Here is a 24,246-nt window from a genome sequence, read left to right on the forward strand (position 1 = left end):
TAAAAGCGTAAATTGTGATAAAATTTGAGCAGATTTACGAATTTTAAGGCATTTTTATGAAAGAACTCGCCATTATCGGCACTACCGCTAGCGGAAAAACGGCGCTCGCTCTAAAACTCGCAAGCGAATTTAACGGAGTGATTTTGAGTCTTGATTCGCTTTGCGTTTATAAATTTATCGACGTCGCAAGCGCTAAACCCAGTGCGGACGAGCTAGCTTCGGTGCCGCATTTTGGGATAAATTTGCTCATGCCGGATGAACATTTTGACGTCGGGATGTTTTTTGAGGTTTATAAAACGGCTCGCGAATTTGCGCGAAAAAACGGTAAAAATTTATTTATAACCGGCGGCAGCGGATTTTATCTAAAGGCCTTGCTGTCGGGTCTAACGCCTAAATTTGAGCGCGTAGAAAGCGGCCTAAGCAATGCTCAAATTTACGAGCTCGTTTCAAGCCTCGATCCAGAGTTTGCTGCCAAATTTAGCGCAAACGACACCTACCGTCTGCAAAAGTGGTTTGATATCTACTCCTTTTTGCGCTCTAGCGGGCGAGATGATGCCGTGAGCGCGTATCTGCGCGAAAATACCCTAGCTCCCGTCGCTTCAAATTTGGCGATTTTTGAGCTTAGCTGGGATAGGGACGAGCTAAGAGGTCGTATCAAAGAGCGCACTAGAGCGATGTTTGAGCAGGGTTTGCTGGACGAAGCGCGGGAGCTGTTTGCTCGGTATCCGCAGCGACCAAAGCCGCTAAACTCGGTCGGTCTAAAAGAGTGCGGAGAGTTTTTGCGAGGCGAGATCAAAACCCAGACCGAGCTGGAGGAGCTCATCTGCACGCATACGGCGCAGCTGGCTAAGCGTCAGCGGACGTTTAATAGATCGCAGTTTAAGAGTAAATTTAGCGGCAGCGTCGGGGAGTGTGAAGAGAAAATCATAGAATTTTTAAATGGTTAAATTTGCAAATTTAGCGGCTTGTCTCGCGAGCGCTTTTCCGAGATTTCGCAAAATTTTCGCTCCGCAGGCTATATGCCTAGCGCACGCTCAATTTTGCTTCAAAACTCGAAAAATCATCTCGCGATACTTCGCCTTGACTTTTTACGCTCAAATTTGCAAATTTAACTCGAAATTTTACGCACCGAGACCCGCATCTTACGGTGCTAAAATTTAGTTTAGTCAAAATTTAGCACGCTGCGCGTTTTTTAAATTTAAGCCGCTAGCTTTAATAAAATTTGCAGTTAAATTTAGTAAAATCGGCAGAAAAATATTCAAGACATGATAGGTATAGTTTTAATAGATGTTTCTTGCTCGCAAAATAGCGGATCGTGGTTGCTATGAAATTAAAATAAAAGGCGAAGTATCGCGAGATGGATTTAAAGGTTGCGACGTAAAAATTTAGCGAAGATAAGGCATATAGTCTATCAAGCTAAATTTTTACTAGCTCGGTTAAAGACGCTCGCGAGACAAGCCGTAGAAAGGTAAAATGTTAGTTCACATCTGCTGTTCGGTCGACAGCCACTATTTTCTGCAACGCCTGCGCGCCGACCGCCCGCACGAGCGTCTCATCGGCTATTTTTACGATCCCAACATCCATCCGTACAGCGAGTTTTTGATGAGGTTTCGCGACGTAAAAAGGAGCTGCGAAAAGCTAGGCGTCGAGCTTATTTGCGGCGAGTACGAATACGAGGCGTGGCTAGAGGGCGCAAAAGGCCTTGAAAACGAGCCCGAAAAGGGCAAGCGCTGTGCGTATTGCTTTGATTTTCGCGTGGGAAATTCGGCTCAAAAAGCGCGCGAACTAGGCGAAAAATCGATCACCACGACGCTGCTGATGAGCCCGAAAAAGGACTTCTCGCAGCTAGAATCCGCGCTAAATAAGGCTGCGGGGAAATACGGCCTTGAAACATTTGCCGTGGACTACCGCGCGGGCGGCGGCACGAACGCGCAGTTTGAGCTTGCTAAAAAAGATAAACTCTATCATCAAAACTACTGCGGCTGTATTTTCGGGCTTAGCAAGCAGCGCGAGGCGCAAAAACTACCGCTTAGCGAGCTTATGAGCGAGGTTAGCGGGCGCGTGATGCCCGGAGGTATCGAGGAGCGGCTGGAGCTTTACGAAAAGGTGCGAGAGTGCGAGGCTGCGGGCGCGCCGTTTCATCTATCGCGCAAGTATTTTTTAAACTACCGCTTGCTGCGCGCCTACGTCAAATTTGGTGGCTCGGTCGTGCTGTCGTATTTTTTGCTCTACTCGCATTTTAAGCGCGAGAACGTCAAATTTAGTGTGGGCGAGGCGGCGCAAATGTGCGACGAGCTGCGAGACGGCGTGACGCTATTAAATTTGGCTAAATTTAACGAACTCTCGGGTGAAAAATTCGCTAGCGTAAACGAACTCTGCCGCCGGCCTATCGCGGTACCTCGCGAGCTGGAAATTCGCCGCGAGCTGTGCGGAGAATTTAGCCAAAATCCTATAATCGTGCTGGATGAAATTCGCGCGGGCAGATACGAAATCTACGCCAAAGACGAGCTTTATAACGATAGTCGCGAGGTTTTGGTAACGCAAATTTGAGCCAAATTTAGCGTGCTCGAGATAAAAGGCGGGCGCGAAAATTTAGCCGTTAAATTTTGCCCCGACCAAATCAATAATCTTTTTCTTAGCAAAATTTGGCTAAAATCGGCTTTAAATTTTACTCACAAGGTTTAAAGTGATCGACATCGTTGAAATCCAAAAAATACTCCCGCACAGATATCCTTTTCTGCTCATCGACCGAGTGACCGAGCTCGAGCCCGCCAAACACATCGTCGCTTATAAAAACGTAACGATCGGCGAGCCCGTGTTTCAGGGGCACTTCCCGGGTCACCCGATATATCCGGGCGTGATGATCATCGAGGGTATGGCGCAGGCCGGCGGCGTGCTCGCTTTTAAGAGCATGAGCGACGAGCATCAAGCGGGTATCGAAAATAAAGTCGTTTATTTTATGAGCATCGACGGAGCGAAATTTCGCCACCCGATACGCCCGGGCGATAGGCTCGAGTATCGCCTGGAGGTGCTAAAGCACAAAGGTAACATCTGGGTGCTAAAAGGCGAAGCCTACGTGGACGGCACGCTATCGTGCGAAGCCGAGCTAAAAGCTATGATCGTAGATAAATAAGCGAGCCAAAATGAGAAGTATCCATCCGCAAGCCGTCGTCGAGGACGGCGCGAAGATCGGCGAGGACGTAACGATCGAGGCCTACGCCTACGTCGGCAAAGACGCGGTGCTAGGCGACGGCGTACTCGTAAAACAAGGCGCTAGGATAGTGGGCGACACGCATATCGGCGAGGGCGGTAAAATTTACAGCTACGCCATCGTGGGCGATATCCCGCAGGACGTGAGCTACCGCGCTGAGGAAAATACGGGCGTTCGTATCGGTAAAAACGCGACGATCCGCGAGTTTTGCACGATAAACTCGGGCACGCACAAAGGCGACGGGATCACGCGTATCGGCGATAACGCCTTTATCATGGCCTACTGCCACGTCGCGCACGACTGCGCCGTCGGAAATAACGTCATCCTGGCAAATAACGCGACTCTAGCCGGTCACGTGGAGCTTGGCGACTACAGCGTCGTTGGCGGTATGACGCCGATACATCAGTTCGTGAGAGTCGGCGAGAGCTGCATGATCGCGGGCGCTAGCGCGCTATCTCAGGACGTCGTGCCGTTTTGCCTGGCTGAAGGCAACCGAGCTTACATCAGAAGCTTAAATTTAGTCGGTATCAGACGAAGGTTTGATAAAGACGCGGTCGAAGAGATAAACAGAGCGTATAAATTTTTATTTAGAAAAAGCGGGGATCTAAAAGCCGCGGCTAGCGAGCTTTTAGAGAGAGCGCAGATAGAGCAGGTGCGAAAAATGTGCGAATTTATCCTAAGCACCAAGCGCGGTATCCCATTAGCAAAAGGAAGAGAATAATGGCGAGAAAATGTAATTTTTGCGGCGAGACGGAGTCAAACGATAGACGCCTTTTTGCGGATTTGGACAATAAGGCTTTCATCTGCGAATACTGCGTGAATGCCGCTTATAATATGATTTGCGGCGATACGAGCCTGCAAGAATCGAGTCCTGAAAACAAAACCGACAAAGACTATACGAATTTAACTCCAAAAGAGCTAAAGGCGGTGCTAGATAACTACGTCATCGGTCAAGATAAGGCCAAAAAAGTCTTTAGCGTCGGCGTTTATAATCACTACAAAAGAATTTTTAGAAAAGGCGAGATCGAGGACGATACGGAGATCTCGAAATCAAATATCTTGCTTGTGGGCCCTACGGGTAGCGGCAAGACGCTGATGGCACAGACTCTGGCTAAATTTCTAGACGTACCTATCGCTATCTGCGACGCTACGAGCCTAACGGAAGCGGGCTACGTCGGAGAAGACGTGGAAAATATCCTGACTCGTCTTTTACAGGCCGCAGACGGCGACGTAAAGCGCGCCGAGCAGGGCATAGTTTTCGTCGATGAGATAGATAAGATCGCCAGGATGAGCGAAAATCGCTCGATCACGCGCGACGTGAGCGGCGAGGGCGTGCAGCAGGCGCTTTTAAAAATCATCGAAGGCAGCCTCGTAAATATCCCTCCAAAAGGCGGCAGAAAGCATCCTAATCAGGAATTTATCCAGATAGATACTTCAAACATCCTCTTTGTCTGCGGCGGCGCGTTTGACGGACTAGCCGACATCATCGAGCGCAGGATCGGCAAAAACGTGCTGGGATTTGGTCAAGATAAACGCTCAAAAGACGATAAGGAAAATTTGCTAGACGCGCTTGAGAGCGACGATTTGGTGCATTTTGGACTAATCCCGGAGCTAATCGGTAGGCTTCACGTGGTCGCCACGCTAAATAAAATCACGCAGGACGATATGGTGAGAATTTTAACCGAGCCTAAAAATGCGATACTAAAGCAGTACCAAAAGCTTTTCGCGATAGATAGGGCAAATTTAAAATTTGACGACGAAGCTCTAAAAGAGGTCGCAAAACTAGCCATCGAGCGAAAAACGGGAGCTAGGGGACTGCGAAGCATAATGGAAGAGGTGATGACTGATATAATGTACGAACTGCCGGAGCTTGCGGGCTACGACGTGGTGATAACAAAAGAGGTCGTAAGCGGCAAAGAAAAGCCGATTTTCGTAAAAAACAATAAAATAAGCGCATAAGGATACAGATGATTTTAGACCAGATAATAGGATTTTTTTCAAGCGATATGGGTATCGACCTAGGCACTGCAAATACGCTAGTTTTGGTAAAAGATAAGGGTATCATCATAAACGAGCCCTCCGTCGTCGCGGTACAACGCGAAAAATACGGCAAGCAAAAAATCTTAGCCGTCGGCCACGAAGCAAAAGAGATGGTAGGTAAAACTCCCGGCGATATCGAGGCGATCCGTCCGATGAGAGACGGCGTTATCGCGGATTTTGACATGACGGAAAAGATGATCCGCTATTTCATCGAAAAAACTCACCGCAGAAAGAGCTTCCTGCGCCCTCGTATCATCATCTCCGTACCTTACGGCCTAACTCAAGTCGAACGAAAAGCCGTACGCGAGAGCGCGCTAAGCGCCGGGGCTAGAGAGGTATTTTTGATAGAGGAGCCTATGGCTGCTGCTATCGGGGCAAATTTGCCGGTGCGCGAACCGCAAGGAAACCTAGTCGTCGATATCGGCGGCGGTACGACGGAGATCGGTGTAGTCTCTCTAGGCGGCCTAGTTATAAGCAAGTCTATCCGCACCGCTGGCGATAAAATCGATATGAGCATCGTAAACTACATAAAAGAAAAATACAACCTCCTAATCGGCGAGCGAGCGGGCGAGGATATCAAAATTTCCGTCGGTTCGGCGATTCAGCTTCCCGAGGAGCTTAGCATCGTAGTAAAAGGTCGCGACCAGATTAGCGGCCTACTAAGCCGCGTGGAGCTAACGAGCGAGGACGTGCGCGAGGCTATGCGCGAACCTCTAAAAGAGATCGCAGACGCCCTAAAAACCGTACTTGAGATGATGCCGCCCGATCTTGCCGGAGATATCGTAGAAAACGGCATCGTGCTAACCGGAGGCGGAGCGCTGATCCGCGGCCTTGATAAATATCTAAGCGATATCGTCAAGCTTCCCGTTTTCGTCGCGGACGATCCGTTGCTAGCCGTGGCTAGAGGCACCGGCAAGGCTCTTGAGGAGATTAAATTTTTACAACAACTCGTAAATGAAGAGTAAAATTTTATTCGTCGCTCTCATCGGCGCGCTGGTATTTTTTTCGCTTGATAGAGGCGCGCTTATCTCGGGATACGTCGTAAATTTAAACAGCCGCGTAGTCGCCGCCTACGACGACGCGGTCAAATTTGTAAAAGACGGCGTAAACGAGCATTTTAGGCAGCGCGAGGAGATAAAGCAGCTTCGCGCTCAAAACGCCGAACTGGAAAAATCGGCAGCTTTGCTTTCAAGCTTCGCAAAGGAGCTAAACGAAATTTTGGTCGATAAAAACTCGACCGCCTACGAGCCTAGAGTCCAGCTCGTGCGGGCGCTAAGCTACGTAAATATAAGCGACTACAACAAGGTCTGGCTGGATAAATTTAGCGGCTACGACGAGTCTAAAATTTACGGGCTGATTTACCAAGGTAAGAGCGCGGGTATCGTCGTGAGTAAGGACGGCAACCCTATGGCCTTGCTGCAAAACGATCCAAAAAGTATATTCGCCGTTTCAATCGGCGAGGAAAAAATCCCGGGCATCGCGCACGGGAGTAAAGACGGAATAACGGTGAAATTTATCCCCCAGTGGCTCAGCCCAAAGGAGGGCGACGAGGTCGTCACGAGCGGGCTTGACGGGATATTTTTTAGCGGGATTTCAGTGGGCAAGGTCACGGGCGTGATCCAAGAGAGCTTATATAAAAGCGCGGCCGTAAAGCCCTACGTAAGCATAACCATCCCCTCATATCTATACGTCGTAACAAAGGAAAAATAATGCCAAAAAGAACCGACATCAACACCGTTTTACTCATCGGCAGCGGCCCTATCGTCATCGGGCAGGCGTGCGAATTCGACTACAGCGGTACGCAAGCCGCAAAGACGCTAAAGCAGCTGGGCTACCGAGTCGTACTCATTAACTCAAACCCGGCTACCATCATGACCGATCCAGATTTCGCCGACGCTACCTACGTCGAGCCGATAACCAAAGAGAGTATCAAGCGCATAATAGATAAGGAAAAAGTCGATGCCATACTGCCTACGATGGGCGGCCAGGTAGCGCTAAACGTCGCTATGCAACTATACGAAGCTGACATGCTAGGCGGCGTCAAATTTCTAGGCGCGAACCCCCAAGCTATCAAAAAGGGCGAGGATAGGCAGGAGTTTAAAAAGGTGATGCAAAAGATCGGCATGGATCTGCCGCAAAGCCAGTACGCCTACGACATGGACGAGGCGCTAGCCGCAGCCGCAAACATCGGCTTTCCGCTCATCATCCGCGCTAGCTATACCCTAGGCGGCGCAGGCAGCGGCGTGGCGTATAATATCGACGAATTTAAAGAACTAGCCCAAACGGGCCTAGATGCCAGCCCGATACATGAAATTTTGGTCGAGGAGAGCTTGCTAGGCTGGAAAGAGTACGAGATGGAGGTCATCCGCGACCGCAACGACAACTGTATCATCGTCTGCTCGATCGAAAACCTCGATCCGATGGGCGTGCATACGGGCGATAGTATCACGGTTGCGCCGGCTCTTACGCTCACCGACAAAGAGTATCAGGCGATGCGCGACGCGAGTTTTAAAATTTTACGCGAGATCGGCGTGGATACGGGCGGCAGCAATGTGCAGTTTGCTATAAATCCAAAAACCGGCCGCATGATCGTGATCGAGATGAACCCGCGCGTGAGCCGTAGCTCTGCGCTCGCCTCAAAGGCCACGGGCTACCCGATCGCCAAGGTCGCGACGCTGCTAGCCGTGGGCTTTAGCCTGGATGAAATCAAAAACGACATCACCGGCACGCCTGCTAGCTTTGAGCCCGTCATCGATTACATCGTGACTAAGATCCCGCGCTTTACGTTTGAGAAATTCCCGGGCGCGAACCCGTATCTAGGCACCGCGATGAAGAGTGTGGGCGAGGTGATGGCGATCGGCAGGACGTTTAAGGAAAGCATCCAAAAAGCGCTTTGCTCGATGGAAAAGGATTATTACGGATTTAACTTCGTAAATTTGGAGAAAAACGCGTTAGTTTACGGCCTTAGAAACGCGAACGAAAGCCGCATTTTATATGTCGCGCAGGCGTTTCGAGACGGGTTTAGCGTGGCTGAGGTGCACGAGATGAGCAAGATCGATCCGTGGTTTTTGGATCAAATTTGGCAGATAGTTAAATTTGAAGAGCGTATCGACATGGACATCCTAAACGACGAGCCGCTACTTCGCGAAGCTAAAACGATGGGGTTTTCGGACAAGATGATCGCGCATCTGATAAATTTAAAAGACAACCTCGATCTGGGTCAAAACGATATATATTTCGCGCGCGAGAAAATGGGCATAAACCTCGAATACAACGAGGTTGATACCTGCGCGGGCGAGTTTAAGGCGCTCACGCCGTATCTTTACTCGACGACTAATATCACGAAACTGCCGCATCTTTCGTCAAATTTCGCCGAGTCAAATTTAAACGTAAATTCGGCGCAAAAAGAGAAAAAAGTGATGATCATCGGCGGCGGTCCAAACCGCATAGGCCAGGGCATAGAGTTTGACTACTGCTGCGTGCACGCCAGCTACGCGCTACGCGACATGGGCGTAAAAACCATAATGTACAACTGCAACCCAGAAACCGTCAGTACCGACTACGACACTAGCGATATTTTGTACTTTGAGCCGATCGATTTCGAGCACGTTAGAGCCGTGATCGAGCACGAAAATCCGGACGGCGTGATCGTGCATTTCGGCGGTCAGACTCCGCTAAAATTCGCCAAACGCCTAAGCATAGCGGGCGCAAAAATCATCGGCACCAGCGCTCGTACGATCGACGTCGCTGAGGATAGGAAGAAATTTAGCGAATTTATCTCTAAAATAGGCGTCAAACAGCCACGAAACGACACTGCAACAAGCGAAAAAGAGGCGCTAGAAAAGGCCGCCGCTATCGGCTATCCCGTACTCGTGCGCCCTAGCTACGTGCTGGGCGGCCGCGCGATGAGACGCGTGCATAGCGATGAGGAGCTGCGCCTATATATGAGCGAGGCGGTCAAGGTCAGTAACCACTCGCCCGTGCTAATCGATAAATTTTTACAAGACGCCGTGGAGCTTGACGTAGACGCGATCAGCGACGGCAAGGACGTCTATATCGGCGCCGTGATGCAGCACATCGAGGAGGCGGGCATCCACAGCGGCGACAGCGCGTGCATATTGCCTCCGCTAAATTTGACCGCGCAGATGATCGAAAAGGTAGAAAACCAAACTCGCGACATCGCGCTAAATTTGGGCGTCGTGGGGCTTATGAATATCCAGTTTGCCATCTACGAGGACGAGCTGTTTATAATAGAGGTAAACCCGCGCGCCAGCCGCACCGTGCCGTTTGTTAGCAAGGCGACAGGCGTGCCGATGGCGAAGGTAGCCACGCGCGTGATGTGGCAAGGGGGTTTACGCGAGGCGCTTAAATTTTACGACAACTACGACGCAGTTTACGAGGAGCGCGGCATACTCAAGCCTCGAGTGAAAAATCACGTCTGCGTCAAAGAAGCTGTATTTCCGTTTAACAAGCTCTCTGGCGCGGATCTAATCCTGGGTCCTGAGATGAAAAGTACGGGCGAGGTCATGGGCATATCAAGCGATTTTGCAAAGAGCTTTGCAAAAAGCCAGATCGCTGCGAGCAACTCGCTGCCGACAAGCGGGCTAGTCTTTTTGACTCTTGCCGACGCGGACAAAAAATACGCCGCAAATTTGGCGCGCGAGCTCATAAATCTCGGCTTTAAAATCATCGCCACGGGCGGAACGTATAAAATTTTAGAGGGCGCGGGCATAGAGAGCGAGTTCGTCTATAAGATTAGCGAAGGCCGCCCAAATGTCGAGGATAGGCTCAAAAACGGCGATATCGCGCTCGTCATCAACACCAGCGACAGCAAGTCAAACAGCGAGGACGGCAAGAAAATCAGGCAAAACATCATGCGATTTAAGATTCCGTATTTCACGACGATGTCGGCGGCCTTGGCGGCTGCTAAATCGCTAAAAAGCGTACAAGACGGCAGCGCGCTAGAAGTAAAAAGCTTGCAGGAGTATCTTGGCGAGAAGTGAGCGCATGCCGGCAAATTTAAACGTCAAATTTGCCTTTGTGCGCAGTTTTTGCGTTAAATAAAAGCTTAAATTTAGCTCTCTAATTTCACGGTTGGAATTTATTTAGATGAGATTAAATTTTACTTCTAGCGTTTTGGGCGATGCGAAATAGTAAAATTTCAGCTAAATTTTACCCAGCAAAAAGGAGCAAAAATGTTTGATTTTAAAAAAGAGTTTAAAGAGCTTTACGCGCCAAAGCAGACACCGCAAATTTTAACCGTCCCGCCTGCAAATTTCGTCTGCGTCCGCGGCGATGGCGATCCGAACGAATCAGGCGGTGCGTATCAGCGCGCGATAGAGGTGCTTTACGCCGTGAGCTACGCGCTAAAAATGAGCTACAAAACCGATTATAAGATCGATGGCTTTTTTGAGTATGTCGTGCCACCGCTAGAGGGGTTTTGGTGGCAGAGCGGCTCGGCTTGCGGCGCTGCAGACTACGCTAGAAAGAGCGATTTTAGCTGGATTAGCGCGATTAGACTGCCCGATTTTATCACGCGAGAAAATTTCGACTGGGCAGTGCAGCAGGCTACTTTGAAAAAGAAGCTAGACTGCGGCGCAGCGGAGTTTTTGAGGATAGACGAAGGTCTTTGCGCGCAAATTTTACATGTGGGTAGCTTTGACGATGAGCCGGAGAGCGTTGCTAAAATAGACGAGTTTATCTCCGCAAACGGCTATGCAAAGGACTTTGGCGAGCAAAGGACGCATCATGAAATCTACCTAAGCGACCCCAGAAAAATAGACCCGCAAAAATGCAAAACGATAATTAGACTGCCGATTAGAAAAATAGCGACGCGGTTTCTAAGTAAAGCTATAGTACTTACTCGAGACTCGCCTTTTTATTGTGCCGATTTGCAAAATAGAGTAGATTAAGAAAAATTATGTCGATTACAGCGCGTAGAGATTAAATTTAAGCGAGATTATAGAGCTTGGCGGTGTGCTACACTGCATAACGGCAGAGAAATTTGGGCGGTAAAGTTACCACCTTATTTACTATTTTGTTTTGGGGATAATTTCTTTATTAAAGTCGAATTCCCAAATTTTTGGGTCTGGCACGTCTTTTATTTCTTCTTTGCTATACCCAATAGCCTTTAGTCTTTCATTCCAAGTCCTTCTAATGCCTTCAGCAATAGGCTTAAATTCCCTTGGCGAAAACTCATCAGTTTTTGCATTATTGCACCAGTAGCAAGCCATACAACAATTCTCTTTGCTATATTCTAAATTTGGCAGCTTCCTATCTATTTCTAGCGTATATCCACGCGTATCGCTTCTTTTATTATTTAGCTTACCATTTTTGCCAAGCTCTTCGATCTGAGCTAGGCTTATACCGCAGTATGAGCAAGTTGTTTTTTCAAGCATCTTATTAAAGTCTGTTTCAGAAAATTTTCCTTTAAAATCATCTTCATATTCTTTTTCCAGTGCATCTAAAATTTCTGTAAATTCATTAGACTTTTGAACGAAATATTGTCTTTGCTCTATCAGCATGATGTTTAGCTCTTTGCCCTTATGTTTTATTTTACTTTCATTGCTATTTAGATTCAGCTGGTAGTATTTACTGCTGTATAAATTCGCCACTTCATTAATGACTTCAAAGCCCTTAAAATCTTTTTTTATAGTTTCAATATTACTCATAATGTAGTAATCATTGCATCCATTTTTATCTGAGTTGTCCCAAGAAAAAGCCTTGTCAAACAAAAATAGCTGAACTTTTGTTTTAAAGCTATCTTCCATTTTAGTTTTATATTTCTTTGTCATCTTTTCTCCTTCATCAAAAATTTTTGTCATTATACAGCGTTTTTACGACTTTGACCGCCACGAGGCAGCATAGGCGTTTGTATGCCTGTAGCTCCACTCTGCTCGAACCAAAATTTAAAATCTCATCTTGGCTGGTCCAAAATTTAAACCGCCATTTACGCTCGCCTCAAATCCTGCCAAACCCCAAATTTAACCCCAGCTTAAGCATAAGCTTGTATACTTTGGCTTTAAATTTAAGGCGGCAAATGAGATCACAGAGCGAATTTTTTGGCGTTTTCATCACTCTTCTTGGCGGCGTATTATGGGGATTTAGCAGTGTTTGCGGGCAGTATTTGTTCACGCAAAAGGGCGTTAGTGCCGACTGGCTCGTGCCCTACCGCCTAGGCCTCGCCGGGCTTGCGATGGTAGCGTATTACATCGCTCGCTCGCCGCGCCTAGCCCTCGCACCGCTAAAAGATCGCGTGCTTTTGCCGCAGCTGCTCATCTACGCGTTTTTTGGGCTTATGATGACGCAGTATTCGTACTTTTGCGGTGTCGAGCTCTCAAATGCCGCCGTCGCGACCGTAATCCAGTACTCCGCGCCCGCACTCATCCTCGCCGTCGTTTGCTTTTTAGAACGACGCGTGCCTAAAAAGGTCGAGCTCATCGCGCTCATTTTCGCGGTGCTGGGCGTCGTGCTGCTCGCCACCCACGGCGATCTGGGATCGCTGGTTATCAGCGCGGAGGCGCTGGTTTGGTGCCTCATTAGCGCGCTTGGCGTCGTGATTTATAGTCTCATCCCAACGAAGCTAAATCAAAAATACCCCGTCGCGCTAAATTTAGGCTGGGGCATGGTCATCGGCGGCGGCGCGCTCGCGCTTTACACGCGGGTTTGGCAGCTAAGTGGCGTGAGCGACGCGCAGGGCTTTGCGGCGCTTGCCGCAGTAGTGGTACTTGGCACGATATGTGCGTTTAGTTTTTACATGACGGGACTAAAGATAATAGGCGCGAGCAGGGCGAGCATGATCGCGTGCATCGAGCCGGTGAGCGCCGCGGCGTTTGCCTATTTTTGGCTGGGGACGGAGTTTGTGTTTCTTGATTTTGCGGGCTTTACACTCATTATCTCGTGCATATTTTTGCTGGCTAAAGATAGGAAAAAGGCGTAAAATTTAACGCGGCAAGGCGTAATCGCGTTAAATTTAATCAAATCATAAGCGCATCCTTTTTGTAAAGAAGAAAAAGCTCGAAGAAGCAATTTTTGCAAGCGAGGCGGCTCGGGTGCGATTAAAACTAGGCTTGGCTTAAGTTTTAGATAAAATTAGGCGCTGATTTGCGACGTTTTTATGCGCCTGTTCCCGGCAAAAAATCGTAGCAAAATTTGCGGTAAGTCGGGCGCGAGCGGCGTTTAAGACATTAATTTCGGAGAAAAATATGATTTATTTGGCGCAGACCGATACGACGGCGGGATTTTTGAGTAAGGATTTTCGCGAGATAAACGCGTTAAAACGCCGAGCGGCGGGCAAGCCCTGCCTCATAACGACGGCAAAGCTTAGCGAGCTAAAAAATCTCGCTCGCGTGCCTGCTAAATTTCAAAATTTAGTACGCCGTGCTAGAAAAACGACGTTTTTATATCCGAACGCTAAGGCCGTGCGCGTCGTAAAAGAGTGCGCCCACGAGGAGTTTTTGAGGCAATTTGACTGGCTTTACTCCAGTAGCGCAAATTTAAACGGGAAAAATTTCGACGAAGCATGGGCGAGAGCGGCGGCTGACGAGGTCGTAGATCAAAATTTCAGCCAAAACGCAAGCTCGAAAATCTATAAAATTTCAAAAACGAACTTAAAGCGCATAAGGTAGCTATCTGCTTGATAGCGTAGAGCGCGCGGGCGTGCTGCCCGAGCATAGAAATTTGGCTTATAGCGCGGCATTATTTTGCAAACGAGCGGACGATTTTAGCTTGGAAAAATTGGCAAAATTAAAGCACAAGCCTATCAATCGGCCGAATTTAGCCTAGCCGTGCGCCTTTATGTGGTTAAATAAATCTTAAAATTTAGCGCGTCTAATACGCAAAATTTATTTTATCTCGCATTCATGGGTTGATTTATCAGGCTTACGATCTTTTTAGACTTATCTTATAAAGATAAATGCGGCGCTTTTACGTCGCCGCCGTTTTGCATACGGTTTTAGGTGATATTAAAATACTTAACTTACAGCTAGTTTGCATCCATGGGCGCAAACGCAAAACGATCGCCGTGCCAAAGGGAGCATTTAGCCGTTTTGCAAGCAAGCGGCGATTTGCGGCTAGTAAATTTTCTTGAAATACCGTAGTACGCTTGGCGCATAGCCCTTTTATCGCCTCAAAATATTTTTATAAATTTAGTAAATTTGGGATTTATTTTTGCGTTGCGCTTTTGCATAAATTTAAGCAGATGGCTTTCGCGTTTATACTAAGACGGCGCATTTTAGCTTATTTAGCAGAGTCGCAAACGTATAAATTTTCTAAGTCGGCCAAGATAGTATTAGCAGCAAATTTACCTGGATAAATACGGAAAATGCGGCGAAGTAAGTAAAGGCGCGGGTCTTTTGAGGCACGTAAATGCGGCGCCTAATTTTGCCCGCGATTATTTTTTGGCTTTAGCCGCGGTCTGTTTTTTATCCTGGTTTGTCTGCACGGGTTGCTTTTGCGTAGCATTTGCAGCCGCTGCGATAGACTCGGGCGTAGTTGCCGTCTGCGGCGCGGTTAAATTTTCATCCGGTTTTAAAAATCCTTCTTCCACCATCAGCTCGACTGCCGCCCTAAATGTCGGTAGGGCGCTTTGGGCGCCGAAGTAATAATAAGGCTTTTTGGGTTCTCTGGTCAAAACGCCGATGGTATAGGAGTTGCCGCGAGAGTCGTTAACAAAGCCGAAAAACGATCCGTTGTAGGTATTGCCGTAGCCGCCCGTCGTCGCGATGTGTGCGGTTCCGGTTTTGCCGCCGATTTCTAGTCCTTCTATCTTGGCTCTTTTGCCCGTACCGATTTCTACGGTTTTTATGAGTATGCGTTTCATTCGCTCCGCGGCTTCTGCGGAAAGCACGGTGACGGGTTTGGGGTCGTTTACTACGTAGAATTTGCCGTCTTTATAAAGCGAGTCTACGACCTTTGGCGTCACCATTACGCCTTTATTATTAAACACGTTATACGCCTTTAAAAGCTGGATAAAAGTAGCTTGCAAGCCGTATCCGTAGCTGATCGTGGCTTTATAAATTTGAGAATTTAGCTTGGCTACGGGCGGCATATTTCCGACTTGCTCGTAGGGCATATCGATACCTGTTTTTTGCGTGAAGCCAAAGCTTTGTAGTCCTGAGTAAATTTGAGCTCCGTCTAAGCGCTGGACTATTTGTATCATGCCGATATTTGAGCTATATACGATGATGTCCTCGGCCGTAAGGAAAGGCTCAGGGTGAGTGTCTTTTATCGTGCGTTTTCCTAGCTGATAGACGCCGTTATATGTATTTATACGCTCTAGCGGATTGATCTTGTCGTTTGCCAAAAGGACGGCGAATATAAACGGCTTAAAAACCGACCCGACCTCGTACGCATACTCCGTAGCGGATGAATTTAAAAATTTATAATCTTGTTTTCTGATATTTGAAGGATCGTATCGCGACGTACTGGCAAACGCTAGCAAGCCGCCGGTTTTTGAGTCCATGACGCCCACGATTATCTCTTTTGCGTTTAGAAATTCCTTCTTTTCGTCGATGATTTGCTCGAGTCTAGTTTGAAATTTGAGCGAAGCATTTAGTATGACGTCGTAGCCGTCTACGCGATTAGCTAAATTTGAATCACTGGTTAAGATAATGTTGTTTCCGATGTCTTTTGGGCCTAGCAGCTTGGCGTCTTGTATCGGCGAGATATAGTACTCGTAGGCTTTTTCTATGCCTTTTACGCCTTGAGTTTTCGTTATGCCGTCTTTTTCTATCTTCTTTACGTAACCTATCATCGGCGTGAGCGCGTTTGCGGCTACGTATTGCCTACTTTCCCCGCTTTCCACGATATTCATATCGCGCAGCACGGCTACGCCCGTATTTGGGTCTTCGTAAGAGATAAAAATTTTCTTTTTGTACAGTTTTCTGGATAGTTCTTGCAGATACGCCGCGCCTCTAGCGTCGATTTTATAGGATAGCGTTACTGCGCCCTTTGCTTGGTCTATGATTTTTCTAACGGCTTTTTCATCGTCGCCGCTATAGATGCAGTAGAGTCTTATAAACAAATCTTTTTTATCGGGATCGATATTTCTAACGTCTAGCGTGACTTTGTATAGCTTTTGAGAGCCGGTCACGCTAAAGCCGTCTTTAGTTATGATGTTTCCGCGAAGAGCGGTATTTATTTCGCTGGTTTCAAGTTTAGGTAGGCGTCTTTCGATATTCGAGCGATAAAAAACAACCGCTAAAAATATACCGATAAGCCCTAAAATCAGCAGGAAAAGGCCGATAGTTTCAGATTTTCGCCGATTCAAGGTTTAAATTTGCGTTCTTGAGATTTCTTTATACGCGCTTAGAGCCTTATTGCGGATCTCTAGCATCAGCTTCATCGATGTGTCGGCCTTGCCGATAGCGATAGCGGCTTGATGCAGATCTTTTACCTCGCCAGTTGCTAGGTCGGCGATGGCTTTGTCTGCGTTGATTTGTATCTCGTTTAGCTCTTTTAACGAGCTATCTAGTACGTCGCCGAAATTTAGCTCGCCCTTTTGGTTTTGCAGAGTATTTGCTTCTTTTTTTTCAAACGGCGAAGCGACCGAGCCGATTTTATCTATATTCGTCATAAAATTTAACCTTGTAATAATTCTAACGCGCTTTGAGCGATCGTTTTAGCCGACTGAAATGCCGAAACGTTTGCCTGATAGGCGCGCGTGGCTTCGATCAGATCCGCCATTTCGATGACGGGATTGATGTTTGGGTATGCTACGTAGCCCCTCGCGTCGGCGTCGGGGTGAGACGGATCGTATTTTAGCTTAAAATCCTTGTCGTCGCGCACTATCTTGTCAACTACGACGCTCATTATAGCAGGTTTTGCGTCTTTTGTATAGAATTTATCGTCTAGCGGATTTTCGTATTCGAGCAAGTTGTGTTTTTTTGCCACTTCGTCGTTTAGCACGCTATCAAAATCAACCGCCTTAAATATCACCTCGCGGCGTCTATACGGGCCGCCTTCCGCCGTTCGCACTGTGTTTGCGTTGGCGATGTTGGAGCTGATGACGTTCATCCTAAAGCGCTGGGCGCTTAGTCCGTATCCGCTGATATCAAAGTCGCTTAAATAATTACTCATAATTTATCCTTAAATTTTGCTACTAGCGTCGATCACGTTTTTAAATATCTGGCCGCTTTGTCTCATGGCGCGGTCAAGCGCGGTTACCATTATCGCATTTTTGCTAAGCTCGGTCGTTTCGACGTCCAGATCGACGGTGTTTGCGTCGTTTCGAGCCATGTGTCCGTCGCGTAAAAATATCGTCGCCCCGTTTGACGCCGGAAAATCCACGCGAGGAAAGTGTGCATCGTCCGTTTGCGCGAGTTTTAAAATTTTATTTTCGTCTTTGCCGTGGATTTCTTGCGCCGTTTGCGACAAGGCCGCTTCAAACGCGATGTCGCGGGCTTTGTAAAAAGGCGTGTCGATGTTTGCTATGTTGCTAGAAATCATCTGCTGGCGTAAATTTCTGCTTGCCAGCGCGCTTTCTACGAGCGGTTTTGATTTTGAAGTTTGGATACCTGCGAACATTTTCTTGCCTTTTTCTTTAAATTTTACGAGATAATAAGCAAAAGACGTTCCAAATTTAGGGTAAATTTTTAAATTCACCAAACCCGCTAGGCTGGTTTTTTAGCTCGTTAAATTTAGCTAAAAACTCGCTTCGCTTCATCGCTTTTGCACCCATAAATTTTAGATGTTCGTTCATGGCCTGGCAGTCGATGAGAAAATCAAACGGCTCTAAAGCTCGGCAAAGCGCGATGAGAGCGACTTTTGACGCGCCAGTTTTTAAGCTGATCATACTTTCGCCGCAAAAGACCTTGCCAAAAATTTGTCCATAAAGCCCGCCCGCTAGCTCGCCGTCCTCGTAAACCTCCACGCTGTGCGAGATGCCCAGACGATGTAAATTTACGTAGGCGCTCACGATGTCTCCCGATAGCCACGTGGGTCCCTTTTTTTCGCGCTCGCTTTTGCAGATTTTTAGAAAATTTTCAAAGTCGTAATCAAGCCGCACTTCAAATTTTTTAAGTGCGGGTTTTATGCTTTTTTGCACGCGCACCTCGCTTGGAACTAGCACCGCACGCGGATCTGGCGACCACCAGTATATGGGCTCGCCGGGCAAAAACCACGGGAAAATGCCTTTGTCGTAAGCTTGCAAAAGGGCCTGCGCGCTTAGATCGCCGCCGACGGCCAAAGGCGAGTTTGCAGGGGCGTTTGCGGGGTCTGGAAAGTTATAAATTTTTTCCAAATTTGACCCCGCGTCCGCTTATTTTAGAGTTTCAAATTTAAGCGCCAGCTCGCCGTTTTTTAGCGCAATATTTGCTACGCCGCCGTTTTTTAGCACGCCGAAAAGTATCTCGTCGCTAAGCTTGGTCGAGATCTCGTCTTGAACTAGGCGTTTTAGATTTCTGGCGCCGAATTCTTTACTATAGCCCTTTTGCCAGAGGTATTTTTTGGCTTCGGCGGAGGCTTTTATGACGACTTTTTTCTCGGCGAGGCTTGAGTTTATCTCGTTGATGATCTTTTGCGCGATGAGGCTTAGCGCGTCCTCGCTAAGGTCGTTAAAATGCACGATTTTATCGATGCGGTTGCGAAACTCGGGGCTAAAAAATCCTTTTACCGCCGAGTCCGCTTTACTGCTTTCATCCTTGCTAAAGCCCAGCGTCGGCACCTCTTTTGAGCCCAAATTTGAGCTCATTATGATGACGGCGTTGCGAAAATCGCTCTTTGCGCCCGTGTTGTCCGTGAGGCTCGCGCCGTCAAAAATTTGCAAAAAGACGTTTATCATCTCGTCGCTGGCCTTTTCAATCTCGTCAAATAAAATCACGCTATAGGGGTGCTTTTTAACGGCGTTTGTGAGTATGCCGCCCTCTTCAAACCCGACATATCCCGGAGGCGCGCCGATGAGACGCGAGACGCTGTGTTTTTCCATGTATTCGCTCATATCAAACCGCTCGAAATGCACGCCCAAATTTCGCGCTAGAGCCGCGCTTAGCTCGCTTTTGCCCACGCCGCTCGAGCCCGTAAATAAAAACACTCCCACAGGCGCGTTTGGTTGCTTTAGCCCCGCATACGAGCGCTTGATCGCCGCTACTAGCGTATCTACGGCCTCGTCTTGGCCGAAAATTTCGGACTTCAGTCTTTGGGCTAGGTTTTTTAAATTTGCCGCGGCGTCCGATTTTAGATTGGTATCGGGGATATTTGCCATCTTGCTCAAAACCGCGATTAGATCGGACATTTTTACGGTTTTGCTTCTGTTTTGTAGGGCTAAAGCCGCGCCGACCTCGTCGATGAGATCAATGGCGCTATCTGGCAAAAATCTATCGTTTAGGTATTTTTTGGCTAGCTCCACGCTTTTTGCTAAAATTTCGTCGCTAAATTTGACGCCGTGAAAGCTCTCGTATTTGGCGCGAAGCCCTTTTAGAATCTCGACGCTCTCGTCCGCACTAGGCTCTACGACGTCGATTTTAGCAAATCTGCGCGAGAGGGCTTTTTCTTTTTCAAAAAAGCTGCGATACTCCGCGTACGTCGTCGCTCCAATGCAGCGAAGAGAGCCGTTTGCGAGAGCTGGTTTTAGTAAATTTGACATATCAAGCCCGCCGCCGTTTGTGGCTCCCGCGCCCACAATCGTGTGGATCTCGTCGATAAAAACTATCGCTTCCTCCTGCTCGGCCACCTCGTCCATCACGTCTTTTAGGCGTTTTTCAAAGTCGCCGCGGTATTTCGTGCCTGCTATCATCGCGCCGATGTCTAGTGCGAAAATTTGCGCCTGTTTTAGCCGTTGCGGCACTTCGCCGCTTGCTATTTTTAGCACTAGGCCCTCGACTACGGCTGTTTTGCCAACGCCCGCTTCGCCTACTAGGATAGGATTATTTTTCTTGCGGCGGCTTAGTGTTTGCATTAGCCTTGCTAGCTCGTTTTCTCGCCCGATGATCGGGTCTATTTTACCCTCGGCGGCCAGTTTGGTTAAATTTGACGAGTATTTGGCGAGGTTTTGGAAGTTTTTAGCCCGAGCCTGCTTGTCGTCTTTTGCGGGGTGTTTGATCTTTTGCGGATCGACGTCGTAAAATTCTAAAATTTTAGCTCCGTACGTGTCGCCTTTGGCTGCGATTTTAAAGAGCAAATCCCTGATACCGACGTTTTTATCTTTTAGTTCAGCGTTTAGCTCTTTAAAAATTTGCTCCAAAAGCACCGTCATGCGCGGCTGTTTGTGGTGCGGGACTTGCTCGTTGGTTTGCAAAAGATAGTTTTTTAGATCGCTTTTTAGTCCTTCGACGTCGGTGAGTCCGGCCTCTACTAGGATATCTCTAGTCTCTTCGTTTAAATTTACCAGCACGAAAAGCACGTGCTCGCTGGTTAGATACTCGTGAAAATTCGAGTAGGCAAACTGCCCGGCCTTTTCCAAAAGATAGCTTAAATCCGAGTCAAACATCATTTCCTCCTCTTTGCGCCTTTTGCGCGCCCGTTTTTGCGGGCTATTCTTCCTCGACGACGGCCTTTAGCGGATAGCCCGCTGCGGCTGCGGCTTTTAGCGTTTGGTTTTGTTTGGTTTGGGCGATCTCTTTAGTATAGACGCCCGCCACCCCGTTGCCTTCGTTGTGGATTTTTAGCATCACGGCTATCGCACTTTGCATATCGCGGTTAAAAATTTCTACCAGCACGCTCACAACAAAATCCATACTCGTAACGTCGTCGTTTAACAAAATAACCTTAAATTTACGCTGAAATTCCGGTTTTTCCTTTAGCGCGACGTCTCGCTCCCGCCCGGTGGCGGTTTTAGCGGGCATTTTTTATTCTCTCAAAATCTTTCGTCATCGCGTCTAGATGGATGCCGCCTAGATAGTATTTCACGCCGAATTTCCCGCTATCTACGTCGGTTAGCTCCTGATATACGCCGCCTTTTAGCACCATTTTTATCGGCACGCTCTCAAGCCGCTCGTATTTTATATCCTCTAAAATTTGCGCCGAAAGCTTGTCGTTTGTCTTTATATCGTTTGAGATAAAGTAAAAGGCGTTGTATTTTTGCGCGAAATTTTCCACGACGTACTCGTTCGTGACGTTTTCAAAGTGCGTGAGTGCTACGATCGTAAAGTCGTTTAGATTATCGATCTGAAATTTGGTGAGATCTGGCGCTTCTTTTTGACACGGCGGACAAAACGTGCCGAATATATCAAACATCAAAATTTTATCTTCCTCGCCCTTGATAACAAAGCCGCCCTCGACGCGCTTTAGCGTGAGGTCTTTGCCAAATACGCTCTTTAGCGCGATCTCCTCGCCCGTTTTATAGCCCTCTATCTTTACTGGAGCCTTCGCCGTCTCGTCCTCTCCGCAGCCTGCTAGAAATATCGCGCAGGCCAAAGCCGCAAAAATCGCCTTTATGGTTTTTTTCATATTATTTTCCTTGTTTTGATCTTAGTTCGGTTATGCTTTCGCCGCCAAATCCGTAGTCGTCGGTGCTAACTTCCTCTATCACGACGACGGTTCTGCTCGCGTCGCGCTTTAACGTATCGCCTAGCAGCTTTGTCACGCCTGCTATGAGCGCGCGCTTTTGCTCGGCGCTTACGACCTCTTTTTCTTTTGTGATTTTTATATTTACGTAGGGCATCGGTTTTCCTTAAGCGTATTTTTTCATGGCCGCACGCGCTTCTTTGTCGGCTTCTTTGCGTTTTATCGTCTCGCGCTTATCGTGCAAATTTTTACCTTTTGCCAGCGCGAGGCGCGCCTTTACGATGTTTTTATCGTTTAGATGGAGCGCTAAAACCACTAGCGTGAGGCCCTCTTGCGTGACTTGACCGAAAATTTTATCTATCTGCTTGCGGTGCATCAGTAGCTTTCTCGGAGCCCTTTCGTCCGGGCGAAACGCCGAGTGCGTCGTGTTTAGGTGGCTGATGTGCGCGTTGAGCAAAAACAGCTCGCCCTTTATCACGCGCGCGAAGCTATCTTTTAGATTTGCTCGGCCCGCCCGCAGAGCCTTTACCTCGCTGCCCTTTAGCACGATGCCCGCCTCAAAGGTCTCGATGATGCTAAAGTCAAACAGCGCCTTTTTATTTTTAGCTAAATCCTTACCCATTTTTTACCTTTTATTTTAAGAAAAACACGCTCGCGCCGCTGCCGCTTAGGAAAAAATCCTTAAATTTATCCATCTGCGGATAAATTTTAAAACACGGCGCAAAAAGATCGTTTAGTTTGCGATTTTCGTATTGCTCCAGCAGCTGCACCGTCGTCATCTCGCGCATTTTTGCCGCCAAATTTACGTCGATGCTATCCATAAAATTTGCCCTAAATTCGCCGTAAACCGCGGGCGTCGAGCAAAATACGTCAGGCGTTAAAATTTCAATCTCCGGCACCTCGTCGTTAAATTCGCTTATTATCTCGCCGATACCGCTAACGTTTGCCGCGTCAAATCCGCTAGCGAAAAATGCCACGTCCGCTCCGATATTTGCGCCTATTTTCATCAAATTTTCGCGCGTTAGTTTTAAATTTAACTCCTCGTTCGCCATCTTTAAAAACGTAGCCGCGTTTGAGCTGCCTCCGCCAAGGCCCGCGCCTAGCGGGATTTGCTTTTTTATCACGATTTTATGCGAGGCGAAAAACTCATTTAGCTCGTTTTTAAAGCCCGCTTTTTCAAGTTCAAATTTAGCCTTTAAAACGATATTATTTTCGATATTTTCGTTATCGCACTCAAGCGCAAAGCCGCTTGATTTTTCAAAGAAAATTTCGTCGTAAATCTCGCGCCGCAAAACGAAGCGAGAGACGATCTCGTGGTAGTTGCCGCGAGTGCCGACGATCTTTAAAAAGGAGTTGATTTTCGAGTAGCTTTTCATTATTTTACGATTTTATCGCTCAGCTCTTTTAGGCTCGCTTCGCCCGCGCCGTTTAGGGCCTGTTTGTTTTCCGCCGCTACGTCTTCTACTAGCTCAGAGCGCAGGATCATCATATTTTTAGGCGCGTCGATGCCGATTTTTACGCCGCCTTTTGAGATGCCTACGACCGTGATTTTGATATCGTTTCCCAGCATTATGCTTTCGTCTTCTTTTCTTGCGAGTATTAGCATTTTTCGACCTTATTTAGTTTATATGTTACGGTTTCGTCTTTGATTTCAATGATACTAAAAAAATCATCAAAGTTTATTAAATATAGCCCTTCGGCGCCAAATTTTAGCTTTTCTACGCTCAGCTTTTTGCCCAGCATTACGTCTGCGGGGTCGCCAAGATATTCGTTTCGCGGTAGCGAAATATAATCAAGCGGATTTAAAAATCGCTCGTTTTCATAAACGAATTTACCCTCGCTAACGCGTTTTAGCGCGCTTAGAGTGGCTCTCGCGCCAAGCTTTTGGGCTAAAATTTGAGCGTACGAGCGCACGTACGAGCCCTCGCTAACGCTAATGCGAAAGCTCAAAAACGGATGCATATATGCCCTCAAATTTACGTCAAAAACGCTCATCGTTTGGCTTTTTAGCTCAAACTCCTCGCCCGCTCTTGCTAGCTCATATGCGCGCTTGCCGTCCACGTGCTTGGCGCTAAATTTGGGCGGTACGTAGGCGATCTCGCCCTTTAGCTCGGCTAGCGCCGCTTTTACGTCCGCTAAATTTAACGGCTGGCAAAGCGCGATATCCTCGATGTTTTCGTTATCTAGGCTAGCGCTCGTCGCACCCAGCCACATCGTCGCTTTGTAGATTTTGGGCGTTTTATCTATGTAGTTAAAAAGCCGCGTGTGATTGCCTAGAGCTACGATTAGGCAGCCGCCGGCAAAGGGGTCTAGCGTGCCCGAAAAGCCAGCTTTTTTGACGCCGTATTTGCGCTTTAGCCTGCTTAAAAAATGATTCGAGCTTATGCCTGCCGGCTTATTTGCGACAAAAAGCGCGTTCATTTAAATTTGACCTTTGAAGCCTGCGTTAAATTTACAGCATTTTTTAAATTTGATCCGCAAGCGTCAAATTCGGCTGCATAAATTTGATCAAATTTGACGTCGCATTTGCTCGGTAGAGTCTCAAATTTACTCAT

At 47.7% G+C, this 24,246-nt stretch carries 26 protein-coding genes; 11 read left to right on the top strand and 15 right to left on the bottom strand.

Annotated elements, in window-relative coordinates; translation table 11 throughout:
- The first annotated feature begins 56 nt into the window (after positions 1–56).
- From miaA to QZ157_RS03265, 9 genes are all read left to right on the top strand, one after another.
- Positions 57–947: a tRNA (adenosine(37)-N6)-dimethylallyltransferase MiaA gene (gene miaA / locus QZ157_RS03225; RefSeq protein ID WP_295141731.1), complete on the top strand. Its 891-nt coding sequence runs from the start codon at positions 57–59 to the stop codon at positions 945–947.
- 526 nt (positions 948–1,473) lie between these two features.
- Positions 1,474–2,550 (top strand): epoxyqueuosine reductase QueH, encoded by a 1,077-nt coding sequence (locus tag QZ157_RS03230; protein WP_295141734.1) that lies wholly within the window; start codon positions 1,474–1,476, stop codon positions 2,548–2,550.
- Between the two features lie 136 nt (positions 2,551–2,686).
- Entirely contained in the window at positions 2,687–3,133 is a 447-nt protein-coding gene (gene fabZ, locus QZ157_RS03235; RefSeq protein WP_009495110.1) for a 3-hydroxyacyl-ACP dehydratase FabZ, read from the top strand.
- A gap of 10 nt (positions 3,134–3,143) precedes the next feature.
- Complete coding sequence (lpxA, locus tag QZ157_RS03240) at positions 3,144–3,932, top strand: acyl-ACP--UDP-N-acetylglucosamine O-acyltransferase (RefSeq protein ID WP_295141737.1); 789 nt, start codon at positions 3,144–3,146, stop codon at positions 3,930–3,932.
- Positions 3,932–5,170: an ATP-dependent Clp protease ATP-binding subunit ClpX gene (clpX, locus tag QZ157_RS03245; protein WP_295141739.1), complete on the top strand. Its 1,239-nt coding sequence runs from the start codon at positions 3,932–3,934 to the stop codon at positions 5,168–5,170. Before lpxA ends, clpX begins: the two co-directional genes overlap by 1 nt.
- Before the next feature lie 8 nt (positions 5,171–5,178).
- Positions 5,179–6,216 (top strand): rod shape-determining protein, encoded by a 1,038-nt coding sequence (locus QZ157_RS03250; RefSeq protein WP_122863225.1) that lies wholly within the window; start codon positions 5,179–5,181, stop codon positions 6,214–6,216.
- The gene (gene mreC / locus QZ157_RS03255; RefSeq protein WP_295141745.1) at positions 6,206–6,961 is read left to right on the top strand and encodes a rod shape-determining protein MreC; all 756 of its coding nucleotides are present in this window, start codon (positions 6,206–6,208) and stop codon (positions 6,959–6,961) included. The genes QZ157_RS03250 and mreC overlap by 11 nt, the downstream gene beginning before the upstream one ends.
- On the top strand, positions 6,961–10,254 hold the full coding sequence (carB, locus tag QZ157_RS03260) for a carbamoyl-phosphate synthase large subunit (RefSeq protein WP_295141748.1): 3,294 nt from the start codon (positions 6,961–6,963) through the stop codon (positions 10,252–10,254). Before mreC ends, carB begins: the two co-directional genes overlap by 1 nt.
- Positions 10,255–10,446: 192 nt before the next feature.
- On the top strand, positions 10,447–11,163 hold the full coding sequence (locus QZ157_RS03265; protein WP_295141751.1) for a GyrI-like domain-containing protein: 717 nt from the start codon (positions 10,447–10,449) through the stop codon (positions 11,161–11,163).
- Between the two features lie 120 nt (positions 11,164–11,283).
- Here the strand turns inward: QZ157_RS03265 and QZ157_RS03270 are convergent, their stop codons facing one another.
- The gene (locus QZ157_RS03270; protein ID WP_295141754.1) at positions 11,284–12,045 is read right to left on the bottom strand and encodes a hypothetical protein; all 762 of its coding nucleotides are present in this window, start codon (positions 12,043–12,045) and stop codon (positions 11,284–11,286) included.
- A 245-nt stretch (positions 12,046–12,290) separates the two neighbouring features.
- Here QZ157_RS03270 and QZ157_RS03275 point away from each other — a divergent pair, with 245 nt between their 5' ends.
- Both QZ157_RS03275 and QZ157_RS03280 read left to right on the top strand, forming a co-directional pair.
- Positions 12,291–13,190, top strand: a complete 900-nt coding sequence (locus QZ157_RS03275) for a DMT family transporter (protein ID WP_295141756.1) — start codon at positions 12,291–12,293, stop codon at positions 13,188–13,190.
- 265 nt (positions 13,191–13,455) lie between these two features.
- Positions 13,456–13,878 carry a Sua5 YciO YrdC YwlC family protein gene (locus QZ157_RS03280; protein WP_295141761.1) on the top strand — a complete coding sequence of 141 codons (423 nt, stop codon included), beginning with the start codon at positions 13,456–13,458 and terminating at the stop codon, positions 13,876–13,878.
- Positions 13,879–14,642: 764 nt separating this feature from the next.
- Here QZ157_RS03280 and QZ157_RS03285 read toward each other — a convergent pair.
- Genes QZ157_RS03285 through QZ157_RS03350 form a run of 14 tightly spaced genes read right to left on the bottom strand, consistent with a single transcriptional unit; the run spans position 14,643 to position 24,246 of the window.
- Positions 14,643–16,520: a penicillin-binding protein 2 gene (locus tag QZ157_RS03285; protein WP_295141764.1), complete on the bottom strand. Its 1,878-nt coding sequence runs from the start codon at positions 16,518–16,520 to the stop codon at positions 14,643–14,645.
- A 3-nt stretch (positions 16,521–16,523) separates the two neighbouring features.
- Entirely contained in the window at positions 16,524–16,826 is a 303-nt protein-coding gene (gene fliE, locus QZ157_RS03290; RefSeq protein ID WP_122873639.1) for a flagellar hook-basal body complex protein FliE, read from the bottom strand.
- Positions 16,827–16,831: 5 nt separating this feature from the next.
- Complete coding sequence (gene flgC, locus QZ157_RS03295; RefSeq protein ID WP_002946576.1) at positions 16,832–17,329, bottom strand: flagellar basal body rod protein FlgC; 498 nt, start codon at positions 17,327–17,329, stop codon at positions 16,832–16,834.
- Between the two features lie 9 nt (positions 17,330–17,338).
- Positions 17,339–17,776 (bottom strand): flagellar basal body rod protein FlgB, encoded by a 438-nt coding sequence (gene flgB / locus QZ157_RS03300; protein ID WP_295141771.1) that lies wholly within the window; start codon positions 17,774–17,776, stop codon positions 17,339–17,341.
- Between the two features lie 55 nt (positions 17,777–17,831).
- Positions 17,832–18,491, bottom strand: coding sequence for a leucyl/phenylalanyl-tRNA--protein transferase (aat, locus tag QZ157_RS03305; protein WP_295141774.1), 660 nt, complete (start codon positions 18,489–18,491; stop codon positions 17,832–17,834).
- Between the two features lie 18 nt (positions 18,492–18,509).
- Positions 18,510–20,675 carry an AAA family ATPase gene (locus QZ157_RS03310; protein WP_295141861.1) on the bottom strand — a complete coding sequence of 722 codons (2,166 nt, stop codon included), beginning with the start codon at positions 20,673–20,675 and terminating at the stop codon, positions 18,510–18,512.
- Positions 20,676–20,718: 43 nt separating this feature from the next.
- Positions 20,719–21,030 carry an ATP-dependent Clp protease adaptor ClpS gene (locus tag QZ157_RS03315; protein WP_295141776.1) on the bottom strand — a complete coding sequence of 104 codons (312 nt, stop codon included), beginning with the start codon at positions 21,028–21,030 and terminating at the stop codon, positions 20,719–20,721.
- Positions 21,020–21,634, bottom strand: coding sequence for a TlpA family protein disulfide reductase (locus tag QZ157_RS03320; RefSeq protein WP_295141779.1), 615 nt, complete (start codon positions 21,632–21,634; stop codon positions 21,020–21,022). The genes QZ157_RS03315 and QZ157_RS03320 overlap by 11 nt, the downstream gene beginning before the upstream one ends.
- A gap of 1 nt (position 21,635) precedes the next feature.
- Positions 21,636–21,848 carry a 4-oxalocrotonate tautomerase family protein gene (locus tag QZ157_RS03325; protein ID WP_004320381.1) on the bottom strand — a complete coding sequence of 71 codons (213 nt, stop codon included), beginning with the start codon at positions 21,846–21,848 and terminating at the stop codon, positions 21,636–21,638.
- A 9-nt stretch (positions 21,849–21,857) separates the two neighbouring features.
- Entirely contained in the window at positions 21,858–22,313 is a 456-nt protein-coding gene (smpB, locus tag QZ157_RS03330) for an SsrA-binding protein SmpB (RefSeq protein ID WP_295141786.1), read from the bottom strand.
- A 10-nt stretch (positions 22,314–22,323) separates the two neighbouring features.
- Positions 22,324–23,067 carry a 4-(cytidine 5'-diphospho)-2-C-methyl-D-erythritol kinase gene (locus QZ157_RS03335; RefSeq protein ID WP_295141789.1) on the bottom strand — a complete coding sequence of 248 codons (744 nt, stop codon included), beginning with the start codon at positions 23,065–23,067 and terminating at the stop codon, positions 22,324–22,326.
- Positions 23,067–23,297, bottom strand: a complete 231-nt coding sequence (csrA, locus tag QZ157_RS03340) for a carbon storage regulator CsrA (RefSeq protein WP_002946591.1) — start codon at positions 23,295–23,297, stop codon at positions 23,067–23,069. Before csrA ends, QZ157_RS03335 begins: the two co-directional genes overlap by 1 nt.
- Positions 23,291–24,112, bottom strand: a complete 822-nt coding sequence (truB, locus tag QZ157_RS03345) for a tRNA pseudouridine(55) synthase TruB (protein WP_295141793.1) — start codon at positions 24,110–24,112, stop codon at positions 23,291–23,293. The genes csrA and truB overlap by 7 nt, the downstream gene beginning before the upstream one ends.
- Positions 24,109–24,246, bottom strand: coding sequence for a hypothetical protein (locus QZ157_RS03350; protein WP_295141796.1), 138 nt, complete (start codon positions 24,244–24,246; stop codon positions 24,109–24,111). The genes truB and QZ157_RS03350 overlap by 4 nt, the downstream gene beginning before the upstream one ends.

It is taken from the genome of uncultured Campylobacter sp. (assembly GCF_905372745.1).
GTDB lineage: Bacteria > Campylobacterota > Campylobacteria > Campylobacterales > Campylobacteraceae > Campylobacter_A.